This window comes from Aquidulcibacter sp. (genome assembly GCF_049239865.1).
In the GTDB taxonomy this organism is placed as follows: Bacteria; Pseudomonadota; Alphaproteobacteria; order Caulobacterales; family Aquidulcibacteraceae; genus Aquidulcibacter.
In genome coordinates this window covers 1-19,817 of the sequence record NZ_JBMLTR010000008.1, presented here as the reverse complement: position 1 = coordinate 19,817, position 19,817 = coordinate 1, and the positions used below count along the sequence as shown (strand labels likewise).

Annotated in this window: 20 protein-coding genes; 11 read left to right on the top strand and 9 right to left on the bottom strand. The window is 56.2% G+C overall.

What is annotated here, in order from left to right:
- Positions 1-114: 114 nt before the first annotated feature.
- The 5 genes from ACOVRA_RS01165 (at position 115) to hisN (ending at position 4,028) form a co-directional block, all read left to right on the top strand.
- Positions 115-552 (top strand): hypothetical protein, encoded by a 438-nt coding sequence (locus ACOVRA_RS01165; protein WP_421718715.1) that lies wholly within the window; start codon positions 115-117, stop codon positions 550-552.
- Positions 553-697: 145 nt separating this feature from the next.
- The gene (locus ACOVRA_RS01160; protein ID WP_421718714.1) at positions 698-1,561 is read left to right on the top strand and encodes a flagellin; all 864 of its coding nucleotides are present in this window, start codon (positions 698-700) and stop codon (positions 1,559-1,561) included.
- A 69-nt stretch (positions 1,562-1,630) separates the two neighbouring features.
- On the top strand, positions 1,631-2,059 hold the full coding sequence (locus tag ACOVRA_RS01155; RefSeq protein ID WP_421718713.1) for a hypothetical protein: 429 nt from the start codon (positions 1,631-1,633) through the stop codon (positions 2,057-2,059).
- Positions 2,060-2,100: 41 nt separating this feature from the next.
- Positions 2,101-3,234 carry a PQQ-dependent sugar dehydrogenase gene (locus ACOVRA_RS01150; protein WP_421718712.1) on the top strand — a complete coding sequence of 378 codons (1,134 nt, stop codon included), beginning with the start codon at positions 2,101-2,103 and terminating at the stop codon, positions 3,232-3,234.
- A 2-nt stretch (positions 3,235-3,236) separates the two neighbouring features.
- Complete coding sequence (hisN, locus tag ACOVRA_RS01145; RefSeq protein ID WP_421718711.1) at positions 3,237-4,028, top strand: histidinol-phosphatase; 792 nt, start codon at positions 3,237-3,239, stop codon at positions 4,026-4,028.
- Between the two features lie 15 nt (positions 4,029-4,043).
- On the opposite strand, the gene ACOVRA_RS01140 is transcribed toward hisN, so the two are convergent.
- The 3 genes from ACOVRA_RS01140 to ACOVRA_RS01130 form a co-directional block, all read right to left on the bottom strand.
- Positions 4,044-5,876 carry a DUF885 domain-containing protein gene (locus ACOVRA_RS01140; RefSeq protein ID WP_421718710.1) on the bottom strand — a complete coding sequence of 611 codons (1,833 nt, stop codon included), beginning with the start codon at positions 5,874-5,876 and terminating at the stop codon, positions 4,044-4,046.
- Between the two features lie 29 nt (positions 5,877-5,905).
- A complete protein-coding gene (locus ACOVRA_RS01135; protein WP_290805983.1) occupies positions 5,906-6,760 on the bottom strand; it encodes a MaoC family dehydratase in 855 nt (284 codons plus the stop codon).
- Between the two features lie 120 nt (positions 6,761-6,880).
- Positions 6,881-8,698, bottom strand: coding sequence for a dipeptide ABC transporter ATP-binding protein (locus tag ACOVRA_RS01130; protein WP_421718709.1), 1,818 nt, complete (start codon positions 8,696-8,698; stop codon positions 6,881-6,883).
- Between the two features lie 153 nt (positions 8,699-8,851).
- Here ACOVRA_RS01130 and ACOVRA_RS01125 point away from each other — a divergent pair, with 153 nt between their 5' ends.
- Together ACOVRA_RS01125 and ACOVRA_RS01120 are read left to right on the top strand one after the other, a co-directional pair.
- On the top strand, positions 8,852-9,988 hold the full coding sequence (locus ACOVRA_RS01125; RefSeq protein WP_421718708.1) for an iron-containing alcohol dehydrogenase: 1,137 nt from the start codon (positions 8,852-8,854) through the stop codon (positions 9,986-9,988).
- 17 nt (positions 9,989-10,005) lie between these two features.
- Positions 10,006-10,572 carry a TMEM165/GDT1 family protein gene (locus ACOVRA_RS01120; RefSeq protein WP_421718707.1) on the top strand — a complete coding sequence of 189 codons (567 nt, stop codon included), beginning with the start codon at positions 10,006-10,008 and terminating at the stop codon, positions 10,570-10,572.
- Here the strand turns inward: ACOVRA_RS01120 and ACOVRA_RS01115 are convergent.
- The 3 genes from ACOVRA_RS01115 to ACOVRA_RS01105 all read right to left on the bottom strand — a co-directional run bounded on the left by ACOVRA_RS01115 (position 10,569) and on the right by ACOVRA_RS01105 (position 13,515).
- Complete coding sequence (locus ACOVRA_RS01115) at positions 10,569-11,342, bottom strand: hypothetical protein (protein WP_421718706.1); 774 nt, start codon at positions 11,340-11,342, stop codon at positions 10,569-10,571. The genes ACOVRA_RS01120 and ACOVRA_RS01115 overlap by 4 nt on opposite strands.
- A gap of 4 nt (positions 11,343-11,346) precedes the next feature.
- The gene (locus ACOVRA_RS01110; protein WP_421718705.1) at positions 11,347-12,045 is read right to left on the bottom strand and encodes an AAA family ATPase; all 699 of its coding nucleotides are present in this window, start codon (positions 12,043-12,045) and stop codon (positions 11,347-11,349) included.
- Positions 12,046-12,723: 678 nt separating this feature from the next.
- Entirely contained in the window at positions 12,724-13,515 is a 792-nt protein-coding gene (locus ACOVRA_RS01105) for a SapC family protein (RefSeq protein WP_421718704.1), read from the bottom strand.
- A gap of 155 nt (positions 13,516-13,670) precedes the next feature.
- Between ACOVRA_RS01105 and ACOVRA_RS01100 the strand changes: the two genes are divergently transcribed.
- Positions 13,671-14,162: a lysozyme inhibitor LprI family protein gene (locus ACOVRA_RS01100; RefSeq protein ID WP_421718703.1), complete on the top strand. Its 492-nt coding sequence runs from the start codon at positions 13,671-13,673 to the stop codon at positions 14,160-14,162.
- A gap of 7 nt (positions 14,163-14,169) precedes the next feature.
- On the opposite strand, the gene ACOVRA_RS01095 is transcribed toward ACOVRA_RS01100, so the two are convergent.
- The 3 genes from ACOVRA_RS01095 to phaR all read right to left on the bottom strand — a co-directional run bounded on the left by ACOVRA_RS01095 (position 14,170) and on the right by phaR (position 17,378).
- Complete coding sequence (locus tag ACOVRA_RS01095) at positions 14,170-15,870, bottom strand: M28 family peptidase (protein ID WP_421718702.1); 1,701 nt, start codon at positions 15,868-15,870, stop codon at positions 14,170-14,172.
- Positions 15,871-15,879: 9 nt separating this feature from the next.
- Complete coding sequence (locus tag ACOVRA_RS01090; protein WP_298230661.1) at positions 15,880-16,650, bottom strand: SDR family NAD(P)-dependent oxidoreductase; 771 nt, start codon at positions 16,648-16,650, stop codon at positions 15,880-15,882.
- 137 nt (positions 16,651-16,787) lie between these two features.
- Positions 16,788-17,378 (bottom strand): polyhydroxyalkanoate synthesis repressor PhaR, encoded by a 591-nt coding sequence (gene phaR, locus ACOVRA_RS01085; protein WP_290807868.1) that lies wholly within the window; start codon positions 17,376-17,378, stop codon positions 16,788-16,790.
- A 276-nt stretch (positions 17,379-17,654) separates the two neighbouring features.
- Between phaR and ACOVRA_RS01080 the strand changes: the two genes are divergently transcribed.
- The 3 genes from ACOVRA_RS01080 to bfr all read left to right on the top strand — a co-directional run.
- Positions 17,655-18,839: an acetyl-CoA C-acetyltransferase gene (locus ACOVRA_RS01080; RefSeq protein ID WP_421718701.1), complete on the top strand. Its 1,185-nt coding sequence runs from the start codon at positions 17,655-17,657 to the stop codon at positions 18,837-18,839.
- Positions 18,840-19,145: 306 nt separating this feature from the next.
- Positions 19,146-19,331 carry a (2Fe-2S)-binding protein gene (locus ACOVRA_RS01075; protein WP_421718700.1) on the top strand — a complete coding sequence of 62 codons (186 nt, stop codon included), beginning with the start codon at positions 19,146-19,148 and terminating at the stop codon, positions 19,329-19,331.
- A gap of 59 nt (positions 19,332-19,390) precedes the next feature.
- Positions 19,391-19,817 (top strand): bacterioferritin (gene bfr, locus ACOVRA_RS01070; RefSeq protein WP_421718699.1); only part of this gene is annotated, 427 nt, incomplete at its 3' end.

Genomic DNA, 19,817 nt, shown 5'->3' with positions numbered 1-19,817 from the left:
CTTGATGGTCCTGTGTTACCCTAAAGATGGGTCATTATGACTTAGGTACTTTAGTAGATGTGCCTGGTACACAAGAACTGGAGGGGACCGGTGGCGACATCGGCCTAGGATCGGATGAACATCGAGACGAAGAATATCTCGCTGACACAAACCGCACCAATTGCTCCCATACGTCCGGGGCAGGAGGCGGTTGTGGTGCAACCAGCGTCCAAAAATATCAGAAATCAGCAAACCGATGACCGTGCGCCGTCCAATGACTATAAGCGCCCGGTAGGCCAAGAGACCAAGTCTGCCCCGGTTGAGTCCGTGCAGGATGAGCTCGACGCTGAGCAACGCGTTGCCATGGTTGAAAAGATCATGGGAACCAACAAATCTTTAGTCATTGAGAAAAACAAGGATTCCCAAGGCTTCATCTATAAATCGGTGGATCGGGTGACTGGTGAAGTCACGCGGATTTGGCCAATTGAAGACTTGGCGAACACCCTGACCTCGCTGGCTGATGAGGAAGAGCGCGCCACCATGCGGGGCGTGATGATTGACGCAAGAGCTTAATACGGCCTGCGTTCCAAAGCTGATTCCGCGACCGTAAAAGTCGCGCTTACCCACCAAAATTGGGATTTTGGTGGCGTTTACCATTGGTTATCCAAATCAAATCACATCTGACACCCTCTTTCTCATTCATCCGAGGGGGCTTGATTTGGCATCGACTGTTAACACCAATTTGGCAGCTTTAGGCGCCGTCCAATCCTTTAACACCGTCAATCGCGGCGTTGAACAGGTGCAAAATCGGATCTCGACCGGACTGAAAGCAAGCGGCGCTCGCGACGGGGCCGCCACCTTTGGCATTGCCCAGCAGCAGCGGGCCGAGGCCAGTAGCTTAGAGGCCGTGACCACCAGCCTTAACCGCGCTGTCAGCATCGCCGATGTCGCGCTCGCAGCTGGGTCTGCTTTGTCGGATGTCCTCACCCAAATGCGCGAAAAGGCCGTCGCTGCCTCGGACACGTCGATCACCGACATGAGTCGCGCGATTCACAATGCTGACTTCATCGCGCTCCGCGATCAGATTGCGGGCATCATTGCCAATGCCTCATTTGACGGCCAAAATCTTCTGGCTGGACCAGCTGCCAGCAGCCTCTCCTTCTTGGCCAGCACCAATGGATCCGTTAGCCTCGACTTGCCGGTCCTAGACTTGAGGCTGCCGGCGAGCCCCGGTGCCATCGCCAGCCCAGCCGCCGCTATGTATCTGGGTAGCGGCACCGCCCTGTCCAGCGCGGCCAATAGCGTGGATGCCGCGGCGCGGGTCAGTGCCAGCCTCGACTATCTCAACACCGAACTTTCGCGTCTGGGTGCAGCCAGTAAAAAGTTTGAGAACCAGATCGTCTATTTTTCAAAGCTAAAGGACAGCTTCACCGCCGGGATCGGCCAAATGGTTGATGCCGATTTGGCATACGAAAGCGCCCAATTACAAGCTCTTCAAACCCGCCAGCAATTGTCTGTTCAAGCCATGTCGCTGGCCAATCAAGCGCCCCGCGCGATTTTGAATCTCTTGCGGGATAGCTAAATCAGCGATACTCTCGGCCATTCTCAGCAGCCAAAATCGTGTGTGGTTGCGACAGGAAAGGAAAGTCTGATGCTGATTTCCCTAGCGATGCTCTTGGCCGCGAGCCTTGGCCCTACCACCGAACCAACCCCTATGGCCAAACCGGCTGTCGTTGATCCCTATGCCGGGCGTCCCAGTGCACGGATCCTATCGTCGCGAAATGTCCGCAACTTTGTTGTGCGGCGCGAAGAAGCCAATGATCGGGTTGTCTATCTCGAAACATCGCGCAATGTCTGGTTTCGCGGCGAGATGATCTGCCGAGGTGCCGGCGACCCACGCGATGCCCATTCACTTGAACCCGTCAGCCACTCCATAGGGATCGACGACAATACGACTTTGGTTTTCAGAGAATTATCGTCGCAAACCTCCGTCTGCACCTTGGTCAGTCTGGTTAGCCTGACAGAAGCGGAAGCGTTGGATCTAAAATTGATCCGCCCGCCTAAGGCGAAGAAGGGCTAAAGCTCTTTCACCTAAGGCCTAAGTCGGGTTATGGAAGCTGCATGAAGAATCACTCTGTTAGTCTCCTGATCGCCTCCACCCTTGTCTTTGCCGCGTCCTGTGCGCCGGCAGCTAAAACGCAAGCCCCTGTAGCTGCAACGGCACAGACCATTAAGGTCACCGAAATTGCCAGCGGGCTGGGATTCCCGTGGGGGGCAGCCATCCTGCCAGATGGCTCCATTCTGGTAACTGAGCGTGATGGTCGTTTGCGAATTATCCGCGACGGAAAATTGGTTGAAGCCCCGATCACGGGTGTACCCGCCGTGTTGAACGATGGCCAAGGCGGCTTGTTTGATGTGGCACTGCACCCAGACTTTGCGACCAATGGCTTGGTCTATTTGTCCTTTGCCAAGGGCACGAAATCGTCCAACCACACGGCAGTTGTGCGCGGCAAGTTTGATGGCAAGGCGCTGACCAATGTCGAGCCGGTATTTGACGCTGTGCCAGAGCGTGAAACCCAAGCCCATTTCGGCGGCCGTTTGCTTTTTATGCCCGACAAAACCCTCATCGTGACATTGGGCGATGGCTATAAATATCGCGATAAGGCGCAAGATCTGTCGAGCGATCTGGGCAAAATCGTCCGCATTACCGATACGGGCGCGCCTGCCCCCGGCAATCCGTTTGAAGGGCAATCAGGCAAGCGGCCTGAAATCTATTCTTATGGCCATCGCAATGTGCAGGGTATCGCGCGTGACCCCGCCAGCGGCACACTTTATGCCCACGAACATGGTCCAAAGGGCGGCGATGAGGTCAATGTTATCCAACCCGGCAAGAATTACGGCTGGCCTGTGATTACTTATGGCGTCGATTATTCCGGTGCGCCGATCAGCATGGAGAATAAGCGCGACGGGATGGAGCAACCGCTCGTCTATTGGGTCCCCTCCATCGCGCCTTCCAGCATGGTTTTTTATACAGGTAGCCTGTTCCCACAGTGGAAGGGTGATCTTCTGGTGACCGCCTTAGCCGGTCAACAAATTCGCCGGGTGGACCTTGAGAATGGTGCCGTAAAGGCTCAAGAAACCCTACTGACCGAGCGGGAAGAGCGCTATCGCGCCATCATCCAAGCGCCCGACGGTAGCTTAATCGCGCTGACCGATGACCCCGAAGGCAAAGTGCTGCGCCTTACCCCGAATTGATCATGAGCTCGATTGCCACCCAAGAAGTTCTGGCCTTTGCCCATGAGCTTGCCGACATCGCACGTGCGGCCATCCTGCCCTATTTCCGGGCTGAGGCCGCGATTGAGAATAAGGCAGAGACGGGCTTTGATCCTGTCACGGCGGCCGACAAAGCCGCTGAAGAGGCGATGCGTGCCAAAATCCGCGCCGACCGCCCGCACGATAGCATTGTCGGGGAAGAGTTCGACGATCATGACGGCAGCTCTGGCTGGACTTGGGTGCTTGACCCCATCGACGGCACGCGTGCCTTCATCGCTGGTACCACGACCTGGGGCGTACTGATTGGTGCGCGCTATGAGGATAAGCCGCTGGTTGGCATCATGGACCAACCCTTTGCCGATGAGCGTTGGGCCGCCAATCCAGATCGCGGCTTCTGGTCACGCGGCCGGGCGCGTCAGCCCCTGATGACCCGCAAGAATGTGGCGCTTGATCAAGCACTCTTAGCGACCACGGACCCGTTCCTGTTTCAAGGTCAGCAACATGAAGCCTTTTTGGCTTTGCGCGCTGCGACCCGCCTCACCCGCTATGGCCTCGACTGCACGGCCTATGCGCTGTTGGCGCATGGTCATATTGATCTGGTGGTCGAGCCTGGCTTGAAGGATGTGGACATTGCCGCCCTCATCCCGATTATTGAAGCTGCAGGCGGCGTGGTCACCGATTGGCAAGGCCGCCACCACCCCAAGGGCGGCGACATTATTGCGGCAGGTTGCCCCGCCCTGCATGCCAAGGCACTGGCTTTTGTGGCGGGGAAGTAAAGTTTACCCCGCCCCTTAAGTTTTGACTTTATTCTGCCAGTCGACAATCACAGAATCGAGGACGTCGAGGGGCAGTGGCCCCGGTAGCAGGACTTGATCGTGGAAAGCCTTGATGTCGAACTTGTCGGCCAGCTTGGTTTTGGCATCCGTGCGCAAGCGGATCAGATTGGTCTTGCCAACCATATAGCTGCAGGCTTGGCCCGGCCAAACGCAATAGCGCTCAACTTCCGTGACGATGCTATCGCGCGTGTCGCCTGTAGCTTCCAGCATATAGTCAACGGCCTGTTCTTTGGTCCATTTCTTGGCATGCAGGCCCGTGTCCACCACGAGGCGGGCGGCCCGGAAGGCGGCGGACTGGGCATAACCCAAACGGCCCGCAATATCATTCTCATAGAGGCCCATCTCATCGGCCAATTGCTCCGCATAGAGCGCCCAGCCTTCGCCATAAGCCCCAAACCACAACATTTTAGAACGCAAGAACGGCAGGCCTTGGGCTTCCTGTGCGAGTGAGATCTGCAAATGGTGGCCAGGTTGAGCTTCGTGATAGGTCAAAGTCGGCAAAGACCATTTCGGCCAGGCCGCCGTGTCGCGCAGATTGATGTAATAGGCCCCGGGACGTGACCCGTCTGGTGCTGGCGATTGATAATAGCCGCCGGGCGCACCAGCTTCTGTATAGGCTGGCACACGCTTTACTTCGCAATCGGCTTTGGCCAGCGTCGCAAACATCTCTGGGAGACGGCCTTTGAGGACCGCCATCTGCTTGTTCAGATCAGCCAGCAATTGCTCTTTGCCAGCATCATTATTGGGATAAAGATATTTGGGGTCCTTCGACAAAGCACTCATCCGCTCGGCCACACTGCCTTGGGTCATGCCCAGCTTCTTCAAGCCCTCATCCATTTGCGAGCCGAACGAGCGCACCAGATCGCGGCCCAATTCATGGATTTCGTCGGGCGACATTTTAGTCGTCGTCCAATAGCCCGTTGCAGCTTGATAATAGGCGTCACCTTGAGGCAGTTTCCAAACCCCAGCATCGGCAGTCGATTTGGCCCGCAATTCTTCCATCAGGGCAATTTGGGCCTGATAGGCGAGGAAGACCTTCTCGCTCACCAATTTGGTGGCTGCTGCCCCCAATTGATCAGCAGCCAAGCCGGATTCCTTGGCCTTACGAACCAAGCCCGACACCAAGACAGTCTCAGCCACCGGGATTTTCAGAAAGCTGCGCAATTGGCCTAGGGCGCGATCAATGATGAAGTTTGGCGGGATAACGCCCTTTGCGGCATCGGCTTTGACGCGCTCGACCTCATGGCCCATCTGACCGGCAAAGCCCTCAACCCGAGAGAGCCAAGCATCCGCATCATCCTTGGTCTTCACCACATGCTGGCTTTCTAAGAAGTCTGGCATGCCCACATAGCTGCCGGTCAATTGCGACAGGATGTAGGGGTTGGGCGAGCCATAGCCTGCTGTGCCATAGCCCATAGGTGCAGCGGCAGCGGCATAGCGGGTGGACGACAAGACAACCGCATGGGTGATCTTGTCAGTCGGGTTCAGGCTATCTGGCTTGATCGCCTCAAGATCTTTGATCCAGCCAGCCACCCATTGATTGCGGGCAGCTTCTGCGGCGGCCGACATATCCGACACCCGCCCCTTATAGGGCCCGCCAGCCAAGGCTTCTGGCACGGTCAGGCTGGTCGCATATTCGGGCGAGTCTTTCAGCATGGCCGTGGTGATGGAATCGATCACCGCTTTGAGGTTTGGATTGGCAGCACTTTTATCCGCACAGCCCCACAAAAAGGCCGTCGCCCCAATCGCCCCCGTGCCCAACAGGGCACCCCGCCGCGTTAGCATCATATCGCTCACCCTTTTAGTTGACTTTGTCCTCAGCCTGCGAGGACGCACTTGCCATTCTTGATTACGACGACGTCGCGCGATTTTACCCGCGCTTCAAACGACACCACATTGCCATCGCGCCACATCTGCACACTCACCGTTTCACCGGGGAAAACAGGCGAGGAGAAGCGCACATCATGGCTCAAAATCAGACTGGGGTCGTTACCGCAATAGGCCGACAATACAGCCCGGCAGGTTAGGCCATAAGTGCACAAACCATGCAGGATCGGACGGGGAAAGCCGACCATTTTTGCAAAGTCTGGGTCGGCATGCAGGGGGTTCCGATCGCCCGACAAACGGTAGATCAAGGCCTGATCGGGGCTGGTTGGAATATCAACTTCCATATCTGGCGCGCGATCTGGAATAGGATGGGATTCTGGGCCACCTTCGCTCGGCCCACCAAAGCCGCCATCGGCGCGGGCAAAGATCGACGAGGTCAGCGTGCAGAGTGGGCTATTGTCCTTTTTGTCGCGAATGACCGTCTCGCTGATCAGGACCGCACCTTTGCCAGCGCCTTTATCGAGACACTCCACAAAGCGGCTATCAGCCAAAATCGTTGCAGCAACCGGCAAAGGCTTGTGCATGGTCAAGCGTTGTTCGCCATGCACGACCATCGCATAATTAATGCCGCTATCGCCAACCCGACCTGCGCCCCAGGCAATCACGGTCGCCATGGTGGGAATGGTTTTTAAGCCATTTTCATAGACAAAAGGTAGCTCCCCTTTGTCCATCGGGTCCGCACCCATGCCGATGCCCAAGGCATAGAGCATGGTCTGGGTGTCGCCATAGGAAAATTCTTGGTCCTTGGATGTCAAAGACATCACGTGCTCATAATTGATCGCCATGGGTGCTCCTCCAGCTGTGCCTATATTCATTTGGCTTTTCAGCAGTGTGACAGAATAAATCAGCCGGACGCAAGGGGGCGCGCGTGGCCCCACTGCCTTAAGTCAGCACGCCGTTAGGCCTCAAGCAGCCACTCCGGGATCGTGTTCAGCCACCCAATGGCCGGGTGCTACTTCCATCAATTGCGGGCGATATTGTGGGCCATTGCCCTCAACCAATTTCGACTTCATGAATCGCAATTGGGCGCGCGGGTCCATCGGCGACGGCAAGTCGCCTTCCAAGCGGATGCGGGGCCGCGCTTTCTCCAACTCTGGGTCTGGGATAGGGGCCGCCGAGATCAAGGCCTGGGTATAGGGGTGGCGCGGGTTGAGATAGATGGAGTTGCGGTCCGCAGTTTCCACCACACGGCCCAGATACATCACCATGATCCGGTGACTGACTTCGCGCACCACAGCCAAGTCATGGCTGATGAACAACATGGCGAGGCCAAACTCGCGTTGCAAATCCAGCAAAAGATCAATGATTTGCGCGCGAATGGATACATCGAGTGCGGAGACCGCTTCATCGCATACCACAAACTTCGGACGCAGGATCATGGCACGCGCAATGCCGACACGTTGGTTCTGACCGCCCGAGAATTCATGCGGATAGCGATTGATCCAGTCTGGGTCGAGGCCAACCCGATTCATCATGTCCTTGACCATGGCGTCGCGCTCTTGCTTGCCAATGCCGGGCTTATGGACTTCCAACGGCTCAGCAATCGACGCCCCGATCGTCATGCGCGGATCAAGACTGGCCAGCGGGTCTTGGAACACGATGGTCAAGTCCTTGCGCGAGGCGCGTAAGTCATATCGCGAGGTTTCGGTCACGCCCTTACCGAGCCAAACCACTTCGCCAGCCGTTGTCGGCACCAAGCGCAAGACGCCGCGCGCCAAGGTGGATTTGCCACAACCCGACTCCCCGACCACCCCGACAGTTTCACCAGCACGGATGACCAGATCGACCCCGTCCACCGCGCGCAAGGGCATGGACTTGGGGAACAGACCGCCCGAGACTTTGACAGGGAAATGGATTTGTAGGTTCTTGGCTTCTACCAGAATTGGATCGCTATCCTTTGGGGGATCTGCCAATGGCACGCCCTTGCGCTCAGGCCGATCCAAGCGCGGAACCGCGGCCAACAGCTTTTGGGTATAGGCATCTTTTGGAGCTGAAAAGATTTGGTGCACGTCGCCGGTCTCAACATAGAGACCCTTATTCATCACCTGAACCTTATCGGCCAAGCGCGCCACAACGCCCATATCATGGGTGACGAGGGCAATCGCCGCACCAGTATCGCGCTTCAGCTCATCCATCAGCTCCAGAACTTGGGCCTGCACCGTCACATCAAGCGCCGTGGTGGGCTCATCGGCAATCAGAAGTGCTGGTTCGCACAGCATGGAAATCGCAATCATCACGCGCTGGCGCATGCCACCCGACAATTCGTGCGGATATTGGCTGAGACGACGGGCGGCTTCTGGAATGCGAACGCGTTCCAGCCAATCCACACAGCGCTTGGTAGCCGCCTCACCTTGCATATTCATATGCAGCTTCAGCACTTCATACATTTGCTCCCCCACTTTCATGTGTGGGGTCAAAGAGGTTAGCGGGTCCTGGAAAATCATCGCCATTTGCTTGCCGCGAATGGCATTCAGCTCAGTGGGTTTTAGGCCAATCAATTCCTGGCCTTTGAATTTGATCGAGCCTGTCGCCACGCCATTGGTCGCTAACAGCCCCATGGTCGCCATAAAGGTCTGGCTTTTTCCGGACCCCGATTCCCCAACCACGGCGACGCATTCACCGGGCAAAATATCCAGATCGATTCCCTTCACCGCACGCACGGAACCATCAGGCGTCGAGAACGTCACGGAGAGGTCACGGACGGACAAAATCGGGCTGGACATAGAGGCGAGGTTCCTTGAAGAAACAATTTCGAAACTACGACTTAGCTTTGCATTTCCCTGCGGTCTATGTGTTCAAGCACATGTGACCACATTGCGGCGCACGCGCGGTGCCAATAAGGTTGCGAAAAAGTCCTCTTGCTCAGGAAACAGACAATGGCCAGCCTTCCTTATTTGACCGATACCCGCTTTGACCATGGTGCTGTCAGCCAGACTGGCAAAGCGCTGCAGAGTTTGGGGGCAAGCCGCCCGCTGATTGTGACCGACCGCGGCATTGTCGCAGCGGGCCTGCTGCAAACCGTGCTGGACGCGCTTGGCGCGCCGCCTGCGGCTGTGTTTGACGAGACGCCGGGCAATCCAACAGAAGCCGCCACTTTGGCCGCCACCGCGCTCTATAGGGAAGCTGGCGCAGATTCGATCATTGCTTTAGGCGGCGGGTCGTCCATGGATTTGGCCAAGGGCGTCGGGCTGTTGGTTAGTGGCGAAGGCCCCTTGGCGCGCTTTGGTGCAGCCCAGCGCGGCTCGCGCCTGATCGGGAAAATCCCGCCGCTGATCGCGATCCCGACCACCTCTGGCACCGGCTCTGAAGTCTCGATCGGTGCGGTGATCGTGCTTGAGTCTGGCATCAAGGAACTCTTTGTCTCCAAGCATTTGATCCCAGCCATCGCCATCTGCGATCCTGACATGACTTTGGGCCTGCCCGCAGGCCTCACGGCAGCGACCGGCATGGATGCGGTGACCCATTGTATTGAGAGCATCATGTCGCCCGCCATCAATCCACCTGGTGACGCGATTGCCGCCGACGGGATCGTGCGCGCGGTCCGCGATGGCATGCTGGCGCGTGCCGTCAAAGATGGCTCTGACAAAGAAGCGCGTTGGCACATGATGATGGCCTCGACCGAAGGTGCTTTGGCCTTTGTGAAGGGCTTGGGCAGTGTTCACGCCCTCTCCCATGCCGCCGGTCGCCTCAAAAGCCCCAGCCTGCACCATGGCACGCTCAACGCCATCTTCTTGCCCCATGTGATGCGCTTTAACGCCGGCGTGCGCCCAGATGCAGAGGCACGTATCCGCGACGCGATGGGGCTTAAGGCCCATGAAGACTTGGCGGACGCTTTGGCCAGCCTCAATCAAGCCTTGGGTATTCCAGCCAATCTCTCGATCTTGGGCCTATCCAATGATCATGCTGACGGCATTGTCGCCAATGCCTTGGTCGACATCGCCCACTTGTCTAACCCCAGAAAGGCCAGCGAAGCCGATTATCACGCTTTGTTTGCCGCTGCCCTCGTAGGCTAACGAAAGAGACCTAGAAAATGGAAGCCATTTGGCTCTCGACCCTGATTGTCGCCATCGCCGAGATCGGGGATAAAACCCAATTGCTCGCCATCGTTTTGGCCTGCAAATTCAATAAGCCCATCCCAATCATTGCAGGGATATTTGTGGCAACCTTGGTCAATCACGCCTTGGCGGCCAGTGTCGGTTTTGGCGTCGCGCAACTGATCTCAGGCAAGTGGTTTCAAGTCGGCGTCGGTGTCGCCTTTATTGCGATGGCTGCTTGGGCGCTGATCCCGGATAAAGAGGACGAAGATGCGGGGGCCAAATCGCATGGCAGCGTGTTTGTCACCACCGTCATCGCTTTCTTCCTGGTGGAGATGGGCGACAAGACCCAAATCGCCACCTCGCTGCTGGCAGCACGGTTTGAAAACATCACTTTGGTGACCATCGGCACCACGCTGGGCATGATGCTCGCCAATGTGCCTGCCGTTTATCTGGGCCAAGCGGCAACCAAAGTCGTGCCCCTGAATGTCGTGCGCATGATTGCATCAGGCATTTTTGCCGCGATTGGCGTGTGGGTTGTGGTGGCGGCGCTGACGGCCTAGGGCGCAAGCAGTTCTGGAGCTAAACGAGCTAAGAGGTCTCGTGACATTGCGGAATACTCTTTTTCTGGCCTAATTGCTTCAACAAGGAGAGTGTCAAGTTCGAGTGTTGGACTGCCATTATCCATCTTGGCCATTCGTTCAATGATCAATGCCCGGACAAGAACCCAGCGTTCGCGGCGAGATTCCGATAAGTCAGGTCGGTTCAAGCCCAGAATGTCGATTGTCGCGGCTCCCTTCTCTGACGCACCTCGAGCTACCGCCAGCTCTTCACGAAATTCTATGTGAGCCAATGGGTTGTCCAGCATCGGATCAACAAGCAACGCATCTTCCGCCAAAAGGTCATCAGCCGGCCCAGTAGCACGCACGCCGTTTGGACCTAGTGGAAAGAGGTTTTTCTTGAGCTGTTGATTGCATATCTGGCAGCTAACCGAATAATTGTTCCAAGAGTAAGCTAGCCACCAATAACCTGGCTGGATAAGCGGTTCATTTCGTTTGGAATGATAGCCTGCTTTTGGCCGGAAATGCTCAACGTCCCCATAAGAGATATGCGAGACTCTGCTTTCGCAGAAGGCACATTTTTTGTGTTGTGCTGCCATGAGGGCGGGCTTGGCTGAAGCCCAAACGGAACTGTCAAAGACAGGTTTTTGTTGCCCGCCCCGCAATGCTGGACTGGCGGCAAATGCTTGCTCCAACTCTTCGCGTTTTCGTCGCGCTTTGCCGTTGACGCGTGTGAAGGTCGGAGGCTCAGGTGGACGGGTTAGACGGATCATAAACTTAGCTCGCGGATTTGAGCTCATCGGATGCTAAAGCTAACGCACGCTTGGCCCTTGCTTCCCAGTCCTGATCTTCAGTTGGCAAACTCATTGCAACATCATTCAACGCATTGAGGCGAGCTTGTTCCGGCTTTGAAAGTTTGTCCTTCTTCAGAAGATCACTTCGTTCTTGAAGGCTCTTCGCAAACGACGGTGGACGCGAACTCTCAAGCCCAAAAAGATCGCTTGTCAGAACTTGATCGATCCGCCAGCCCTGTATCGCCTCAACATCATTGCGGATCCGCACTCGTGACTTGTCATCTTCATAGCGCTCTAGAAGTACCAGATTGGCTTCTTCAGCCGCTTGCACAACCAACGGCGAGTGGGCGGTCACGATGAATTGGGTTGCTGGAAAGACTTCGGAGAGTTGGCTGATAACTTCCCGCTGCCATTTGGGATGCATGTGAAGATCAAGCTCATCAATCAAGCAAATGCCGGGTTCCTTCAGCGGCGCTTCGGAGTCGGGATACCAATCAATCAATCGACTGGCGTAATCAGCGGCAAAAGCAGCAAACACCTGATAGCCCCAGGACATATCGTCAAGTGTTATCCAGCCGTCTTGGGTCTTGAATTCGACGACAGCCTTGTCGTTCTCTGCGAAAACAGTGCGCAAATCAGAAACATCCGGCAACACGCCATTGGTCAATGCATCGCGGTACATTTGAAAGCGCGACGGACCCTTTATCTGTTCTTTGATCTCCCGAAATTCCAAACGAGAGAGGATTTCACTTGGATTTCGAACCACGGCGCTACGATCAAATAATGTTCCTTGAGGCCATAAATCGTCCGCAGAAAGATCATTCCAATTTCTACCCGCGCCATAGGCCGCTATCGGCAGGACCTGAGACGGGGAAATGGTAGCCGTTAGAAAATGCCCGCTCTCAGTCGCAAATCTAATGCGTGCACTTAGCTTTGCATCACTCTGACTAGTTCGATAAGAAAACAGACAGGTGTCCAGCTTTTGACGTTTGAAACGACCCCAAACTATTCCAATATAGGAAACTTCAGGCTCAAACTGCGTCCTCAGAAGGGCCAAAGCCCTCAAAAGCGTCGTTTTGCCAACCCCATTTGCGCCAAGAATAACCGTCCAGCGGGCGGGCTGTGCCTCGTTGTCGGGCTCAGCCAAAGACAATGACTCGGGGGGGTCACCAAAGCAGCGCACATTGCGCACCGACATGTGAGTAAAATAGCCCTTTTTGGAATCCAATTTCCTCATCACTTCTGCCCTCGCTTGGATAGTTGATACTATAACATAGCAACACCAAAATACGATAAGTGCATGAACAAAAAAGGCGACCCACGCGGGTCGCCTTTTTCAAACTCTGCGATGTTGAAACGCTTAGGCGTTGCCAGCAACGACTTCTGGCGGTGCATTGCGCAGGGTGCGTTGGATCAGCTTCTGCCAGTGCAGCAAGGACACCAGATGGGCATAGATCGCGCCCAAGCAGCCCTTTTGCTTCAGTTCCAGCAGTTTCGCGGCTGGCAGAGCATTCAGCTTTTCTTCTGACACGCCGATATAATCAGCAACCTTCACAGGCTCACCTTGGCTGCCATCGGCATTGGTTGGCGTGAAAGTGACGCTTTTTTCTTCCAGAATGTCCATCGAATTGATGACTTCCATGAACTCTTCGGTCGCGCGACGCTGACGCTCAAAGTCTTGCAGGAATTCCATCGCATTGGTGGTGTAAGCGGTGGGTTGGCCATTTTCGAACAAGGGCAGATCTGGGTTTTCACCGATCATTTCTGCTTGAGTGTCGATGCAGACGACGAAGTTGTCGCCTTGCTGGTCGGCTGCGAACACGAACGGATAGCGGCGGATGAAGGCTGGGATATAGCCATCCAATTCCCAATTGCCGGTTGCGTCGACATAAAGGTTTTCACCCGAACGTGCCGACAACACAGCCAGAGGGGTCTTGCGGTCTGGGGCAAAGATGATGGGCAGCGAAGTAGCCGCCATGCCGAACTCTTGCACCGTCAGAGGAACCACATGGGTGGTCTCGACAAAGCCGAACGGGCGTTCGATATTTTTGAGGCCCAGTTTGTTGTGGGCTTCCAAAGACAAAGGCTCTGGATTTTTGTACAAAAGGACGTTGCCGGTAAGGGCAGGCGCGCCGGTTTGGGCGTCAGACATGGTGAGAAACTCCGTTAGGTCGCGGGCTTCTAGCGGTTTCTAAGCAAAAGGCCAACCTTGCTCTGCAATTGGCTCCTGACGCACAGGGGTGACAGCGGCGGCAAGTGGTTTAGGGTGGAGATCAAGATCAGCGAAATCGTGATTAGGAGCCCTATATGTCCCGTCCAAACAAGATATTCATAGGGCTCGTCGGTTTTGCACTGACAGCTGGTGTTGCGACTTGGCGCAGCCCCGCACAGGCGCAGGAGAACGTGCCAACACCCAAGGCTATGTCCGCGTTTCGGGTGTGCTTAGCGGCAGACAAAGCCGGCGTCGATTGTGGCCAAGCCGTTTATGATGCTTGCCAAGCCGCACACGAGCAGCCCGACACCACATTGTCGATCACCGAATGCAGCATGGTGACGCATAAGGCTTGGGATGTGATCTTAAACGAGCGCTATCGCGCCTTGATCGCAAGCTCTCCACCCAAGCTGAAGCTTAAGCTACAGAAGGCGCAACGGGCTTGGATTGTCAGCCGCGATGCCGATTGTGACGCCGTCTATGAAAACTGGATCGGCGGCACGATACGCGGCCCAATGTATGCCGGTTGCATGGTCGAAAAGACTTCAGAACGGGCGAAGTGGCTGAAAGAGATGCGCGAGGACTAAAGTCACTCTACTTCCGTGCGGCGTCAGACACTTTGCGGATCGCCTCAAACTCATCACCCTTGGTCCATTGCGGCCACGTCGCGGCGTTCGCAACTTCCAGCATGAGGCTGCGGGTTGCCGTCAAATCCATCAAAGCGCCTGCAAAATCAAAGGCCGGATCATATTCATCCTGCGGCTTATGATAGCGCTGGTCGAACCATTCTTTCGTCGCCGCTTGGCCCGCTTCAACCCCACCTTTGACCAAAGTCGTGCCGGTTGACGGGAACATGGCGGGCACGCCTGCGCGCGCGAATGGGAAGTGGTCTGAACGGTAGAAGAGGCCAAATTGTGGATTGCGGTCTGGCGTATAGGTCCGACCTTGTGCCGCCAAAATAGCTTTCATGCTGGTATCAAGGCTGGTCTTGCCAGCGCCCGGAAACTCCATCTCAGTTGTCGCGCCGCGATGGGCCAGCATGTCGAGCGTGAAGGCCGCAGCGGTCTTCTCCAGTGGGAAGCGCGGATTATTGACATAATAGTCCGAGCCCAACAGCCCCTGCTCTTCTGCCGCCCACGAGGCAAACACGATGGAGCGCGCCGGACGTGGCCCTTGCGCGATGGTGCGCGCGATCTCCAGCATGCCGGCCATGCCCGAAGCATTGTCCATCGCGCCATTATAGATTTTGTCGCCATTGATGGGCTCACGAATGCCCAAATGGTCGTGATGAGCACCGATCAAAACCGTCTCATTCGGACGGCTCGCCCCCTTGAGAACACCAACGACATTGCGCGTCGCCACCGATTCCCGCGTGACGCCGATATCGATGGTCGCGGTTTGGTTGAGGGGTACAGGCCTGAAACCCGGTGTGCGGGCGGCCTTCTTCAACGCTTCAAAATCAAGGCCTGACTTGCGGAAGAGTTCCACCGCGACATCGCGCTGCATCCAGCCTTCAATCGCGGCCAAATTGGCCCCACCATCGGGGCGGACAAAGTCAAAGCGCGTGCCATTGGAATTGCGCACCACGCCCCAACCGTAAGCCGCTGGTGCATCCTCATGAATGATTAGGACGCCAGCCGCACCGGCTTTTGCGGCCGCTTCAAACTTATACGGCCAGCGGCCATACCATTGCATGGCCTTGCCTCCGAACATGCCTGCGACCGCATCGCCGGGCACGGCCTCAAAGTCAGGATCATTGATCAAAACGAGGGCAATCTTGCCTTCCCAATTCACGCCTGCAAAGTCATCCCAATTCTTCTCCAGCGCTTTCACGCCATAGCCCGCGAAGACCAAAGGCGCGTCGACCAAATTGTAAGAGCTGCCATCAGCCTTGCGGCTGATCATCATGATATCCTTGCCTTGATACCAAATCTCGTCTTCCACCGCGAACGTGCCGCGCGGCGCGGTGGTGAAGCGGTTGAGCTCAAAGTTCTGGAACCACGTGCCATTATCGCCCGCAGGCTCTAGCCCCAGTGCCGCCATGGCCCCTGCTACATAAGTGGTGGCCATATCATCGCCGCGCGTGCCGGGGCTGCGCCCTTCAAAGAAGTCATCGGCAAGGGTCTTGATGTGCGTGCGCAAGCGGCCATCATCGATCGCAGGATAAGTGGTTAGCTGACCCGCTTGAGCGGCCTTTGACTTTGTTTGCCCAGATTGGGCTTGCGCAAATTGGGTTGCCACGGCCCCCGCAACAACCACAGCCACCAAAGCGGTGCCAGCTATCCATCTTTTCATGACAATTCCTTAAACGGCTGTTGCGCCGCCATCGATGACAAAGGTCTGCCCGGTGGTGAACCCACCCGCGCGTGAGGCCAAGAACACCGCCATGCCGGCAATCTCGTCAGGTTCCCCAATGCGCTTCAAGCAGGAATGGGTGGTGGCCTGCTTCAAGGTTGCGGGATCTTCCCACAAGGCGCGCGCGAAGTCGGTCTTGATGAGGCCCGGTGCGATACAATTCACCGTCACGCCATCTGGGCCATATTCCAGCGCAAGGTTACGCGCCAATTGCATGTCGGCGGCCTTGGAGATGTTGTACGCGCCAATGATATTGGTCGCCTTCAAGCCACCAATCGAGGAAATGATGGTGATGTTACCCGCCTTGCGCGCCACCATTTGCGGCGCAACCATCGAGATCAGCCAATGGTTGGAGATGATGTTGTTTTGCAGGATTTTCGCAAACACATCGTCTGCAATCCCAGCCATTGGGCCATAATAGGGGTTAGAGGCTGCGTTGCAGACCACAATATCAATCTGGCCAAAGCGCGCATTGGTTTGGTCGACCAAGCGCTGCAGGTCTTCTTTGGACGAGATGTTGGCAGGTACCGCCAGCGCGCGGCTATCGCCATGCTTGGCATTGATGGCATTGGCGACATCTTCACAAGGGCCAGCTTTACGTGATGATACGACGACATTAGCCCCGTGATCGGCCATTTGCTCAACGATGGCTTTGCCAATCCCGCGCGAAGAACCTGTGACGATGGCAGTCTTGCCGCTGAGGTCGAAAATGTTAGGCATAAGGCTTCCCCCTGAATATGTTGTTTGAACCCGGCATCTGATGTGCTGGCCAAGTTTCTGCCACGGGTTTGGCACAGGGGAAAGGGGGCGATGGCGCGTTGCGCGCTTCGCCAACAGCCACAGACAGTTCGCCTGCTCTAGCCGTGTGTGCCGTCGAGCTTGTCGAGACGGGCTTGCATCGCCGCCATCTGAGCCCGCATGGCGACTAATTCTTCCGAAGCCTCCGCTTTGGCCGCGGCTTTGTTCGTCGGCCGCAAAGCAGTCGGTACGACCACCCCGGTAAAGGCTTTCGCCGCTTCTGCCATCATCGACATATTGGCGCGCACGGCTTGCTGAAACAATTCAGCCGGCCCTGACAGGTCAAAGCCACCATTGAGCGACTTTGAGAATTGCTCGCGGCTATCGGTAAAACTCTTCATGGCGAGATCGAGGTAGGAGGGCAGGAAGCCTTGAACGCTATCGCCATAAGAACGGATGATGTCGCGCAGGAACCCGACGGGCAAAAGATTATTGCCCGAGCTTTCAGCCTCCAGAATAATCTGGGTCAGGATGGAGCGGGTGATATCGTCGCCGGACTTGGCATCAAATACAACAAAATCAACACCATCTCGCACCATTTGGGCCAAATGATCCAAGGTGACATAGGCAGAGGTCGAGGTGTTATAGAGACGCCGATTGGCGTACTTCTTAATCGTCACCACGGAGGTTGCCTGTTTGCTATCGGCCAAATGGGGCTCCCTATCGCTACGAATTGCGCGATTTTGCCTAGTTTCGCCGCTGTTCTTCGCAGATGCAAGACAATTGGGCAGGTGCGAAACGCAGGTTGCAAACACGTCAGGCTGAAATGGTCGGCTGCCATGCAGGATGGTGTTTCAGACAGGTCCGCTAGCTTGACCAAGGGCTGCACAAAGCCAAACGAATCCGGATCGGGCTTTGTTTAAGATTGACGCCAACCTATTCTTACGCAAGACAGGGCAAAATAGTTCTGGGAAAGGCATACGCACATGAGCACTTCTTCTTCCGACATCGTGATCGTCTCGGCGGCACGCACCCCCATTGGCTCGTTTTCGGGCGCATTTGCGACCGTGGAGGCGCATGAATTGGGCAGAACCGCCATTGTCGCAGCTTTGGCGCGCGCGGGCGTCGCTGGTGAAGAAGTCTCGGAATTGATCTTCGGCCAAGTGTTGACCGCTGGCAAAGGCCAAAATCCCGCCCGTCAGGCCAGCCGCGCTGCGGGTATCTCAGACGCGGCACCTGCTTGGTTGGTCAACCAAGTCTGTGGCTCTGGTCTGCGCACCGTGGCTCTGGCTGCGCAACAGATCATGACCGGCAGTGCCGATATCGTCGTTGCAGGTGGCCAAGAAAGCATGAGCTTGTCGGCCCATGCGGCCTATATGCGCGCCGGCACCAAAATGGGCGATCTAGGCCTTGTGGACACCATGATCCGCGACGGCCTGACCGACGCCTTCTTCTCCTATCATATGGGCATTACAGCCGAGAATGTTGCCGAGAAGTGGCAGATCACCCGCGATGAGCAAGACCAGTTCGCCACCGCCAGTCAAAACAAAGCCGAAGCCGCCCAAACCGCGGGTCGCTTTGACGCGGAAATCGCCGCCGTCACCGTGAAGGGCCGCAAGGGCGATGTGACCGTCGATAAGGACGAATATATCCGCAAAGGGGCCACGATGGAGGCAGCCCAAGCTCTCCGCGCCGCATTCAAGAAAGACGGCACTGTCACGGCAGGCAATGCTTCAGGCATTAATGATGGCGCAGCGGCCTTGGTTGTCATGAGTGCGGCCGAAGCTGCCAAGCGCGGCCTGACCCCTTTGGCCCGCATCGCTTCTTTCGCCACTGCAGGCGTTGATCCCTCCATCATGGGTACGGGCCCAATTCCGGCGTCCAAGCGCGCTTTGGAAAAAGCAGGCTGGAAACCCGCTGACCTCGACTTGATCGAGGCGAACGAGGCCTTCGCCGCCCAAGCCATCGCCGTGAACCGTGACATGGGCTGGGATACCAGCAAAGTGAACGTCAATGGCGGCGCGATTGCCTTAGGCCACCCAATCGGCGCTTCCGGTGCTCGCGTGTTGGTGACGCTGTTGCATGAAATGGCCGCCCGCGACGCCAAGCGCGGCCTTGCTACCTTGTGCATCGGCGGCGGCATGGGTGTCGCGCTGTGTGTGGAGCGGTAGCTTAGTCACCCATTCACTGCCTTCGCCGCTCGCGGGGTATCCGAGCATGCGCCCTCCCCTCTCCTCTTGGGAGAGGGGGGGTAAGGGCTTGCGGACGCAAACAATCTTTGTTTTGTAGGATGAAGTCAGGACAATTCGCTCCTTAGATTAGTGATTGTAAGCCCTCACCCCCTACCCCTCTCCCAGTAGGGAGAGGGGAAAAATTGGCCAGTCCACCCCAAATAATTTTTATTGCGAGGCACTTGCAACTAGAACCATTCTCGTCTACATAAGAATGACTCTCAGAAGCAAGAAATGGACAAGCCCATGTATGTTTGCAATTGCAACGGAATTCGCGAGAAAGCGGTCCACGAGGCAATTGCGGCGGGTGCCGGGCGACCTTGCGATGTGTTCCTTGCCAATAAATGCCGTGCCCAATGCGGCCGTTGCGTGCCTGAGATGCAAGAACTGATTGAACGTCAGACCCAGCAATTCAAAGTAGCCGCTGAATAAAGTCTGCCTTGTCGAATCCGACAGGAAGCCTATAGTAGCTCATCAATTAGGAGCCTCCCATGCAAGCCGCAGAGGGCGTCATCGCACGCCTAAACACCATTCTGACCAATGAGTTGACCGCCATCAACCAGTATTTCTTGCATGCCCGCATGTATAAGAATTGGGGCCTGACCAAGCTGGGTGACATTACCTATAAAGAGTCGATCGGCGAGATGAAGCACGCTGATTATTTGATTGAGCGCATCCTGATGCTCGACGGCCTGCCCAATATGCAGGACATGCACAAGCTAAAGCTGGGCGAGAACGTACCCGAATGTTTGGCCGCAGACCTCGCGGTGGAATATCGCGGCCAAGGCCAAATGAAGGATGCGATTGAGCATTTCGAGAAAGTCCGCGATTACGTGTCGCGCGATATCGTCGCCAAAATCCTTGAAGATACCGAAGAGCATATCGACTTCCTCGAAACCCAATTACAATTGATCGACC

Bases quoted from the DNA above. Each gene is read 5' to 3' on its own strand.
- ACOVRA_RS01090 (WP_298230661.1), bottom strand. From the start codon at position 16,650: ATGCCTAACATTTTCGACCTCAGCGGCAAGACTGCCATCGTCACAGGT.
- ACOVRA_RS01105 (WP_421718704.1), bottom strand. From the start codon at position 13,515: ATGTCTGACGCCCAAACCGGCGCGCCTGCCCTTACCGGCAACGTCCTT.
- ACOVRA_RS01135 (WP_290805983.1), bottom strand. From the start codon at position 6,760: ATGGCGATCAATTATGAGCACGTGATGTCTTTGACATCCAAGGACCAA.
- ACOVRA_RS01110 (WP_421718705.1), bottom strand. From the start codon at position 12,045: ATGTACCGCGATGCATTGACCAATGGCGTGTTGCCGGATGTTTCTGAT.
- hisN (WP_421718711.1), top strand. From the start codon at position 3,237: ATGAGCTCGATTGCCACCCAAGAAGTTCTGGCCTTTGCCCATGAGCTT.
- ACOVRA_RS01080 (WP_421718701.1), top strand. From the start codon at position 17,655: ATGAGCACTTCTTCTTCCGACATCGTGATCGTCTCGGCGGCACGCACC.
- ACOVRA_RS01140 (WP_421718710.1), bottom strand. From the start codon at position 5,876: ATGATGCTAACGCGGCGGGGTGCCCTGTTGGGCACGGGGGCGATTGGG.
- ACOVRA_RS01075 (WP_421718700.1), top strand. From the start codon at position 19,146: ATGTATGTTTGCAATTGCAACGGAATTCGCGAGAAAGCGGTCCACGAG.
- ACOVRA_RS01125 (WP_421718708.1), top strand. From the start codon at position 8,852: ATGGCCAGCCTTCCTTATTTGACCGATACCCGCTTTGACCATGGTGCT.
- ACOVRA_RS01165 (WP_421718715.1), top strand. From the start codon at position 115: ATGAACATCGAGACGAAGAATATCTCGCTGACACAAACCGCACCAATT.
- ACOVRA_RS01130 (WP_421718709.1), bottom strand. From the start codon at position 8,698: ATGTCCAGCCCGATTTTGTCCGTCCGTGACCTCTCCGTGACGTTCTCG.
- ACOVRA_RS01120 (WP_421718707.1), top strand. From the start codon at position 10,006: ATGGAAGCCATTTGGCTCTCGACCCTGATTGTCGCCATCGCCGAGATC.
- ACOVRA_RS01150 (WP_421718712.1), top strand. From the start codon at position 2,101: ATGAAGAATCACTCTGTTAGTCTCCTGATCGCCTCCACCCTTGTCTTT.
- ACOVRA_RS01100 (WP_421718703.1), top strand. From the start codon at position 13,671: ATGTCCCGTCCAAACAAGATATTCATAGGGCTCGTCGGTTTTGCACTG.
- ACOVRA_RS01155 (WP_421718713.1), top strand. From the start codon at position 1,631: ATGCTGATTTCCCTAGCGATGCTCTTGGCCGCGAGCCTTGGCCCTACC.
- ACOVRA_RS01115 (WP_421718706.1), bottom strand. From the start codon at position 11,342: ATGATCCGTCTAACCCGTCCACCTGAGCCTCCGACCTTCACACGCGTC.
- ACOVRA_RS01095 (WP_421718702.1), bottom strand. From the start codon at position 15,870: ATGAAAAGATGGATAGCTGGCACCGCTTTGGTGGCTGTGGTTGTTGCG.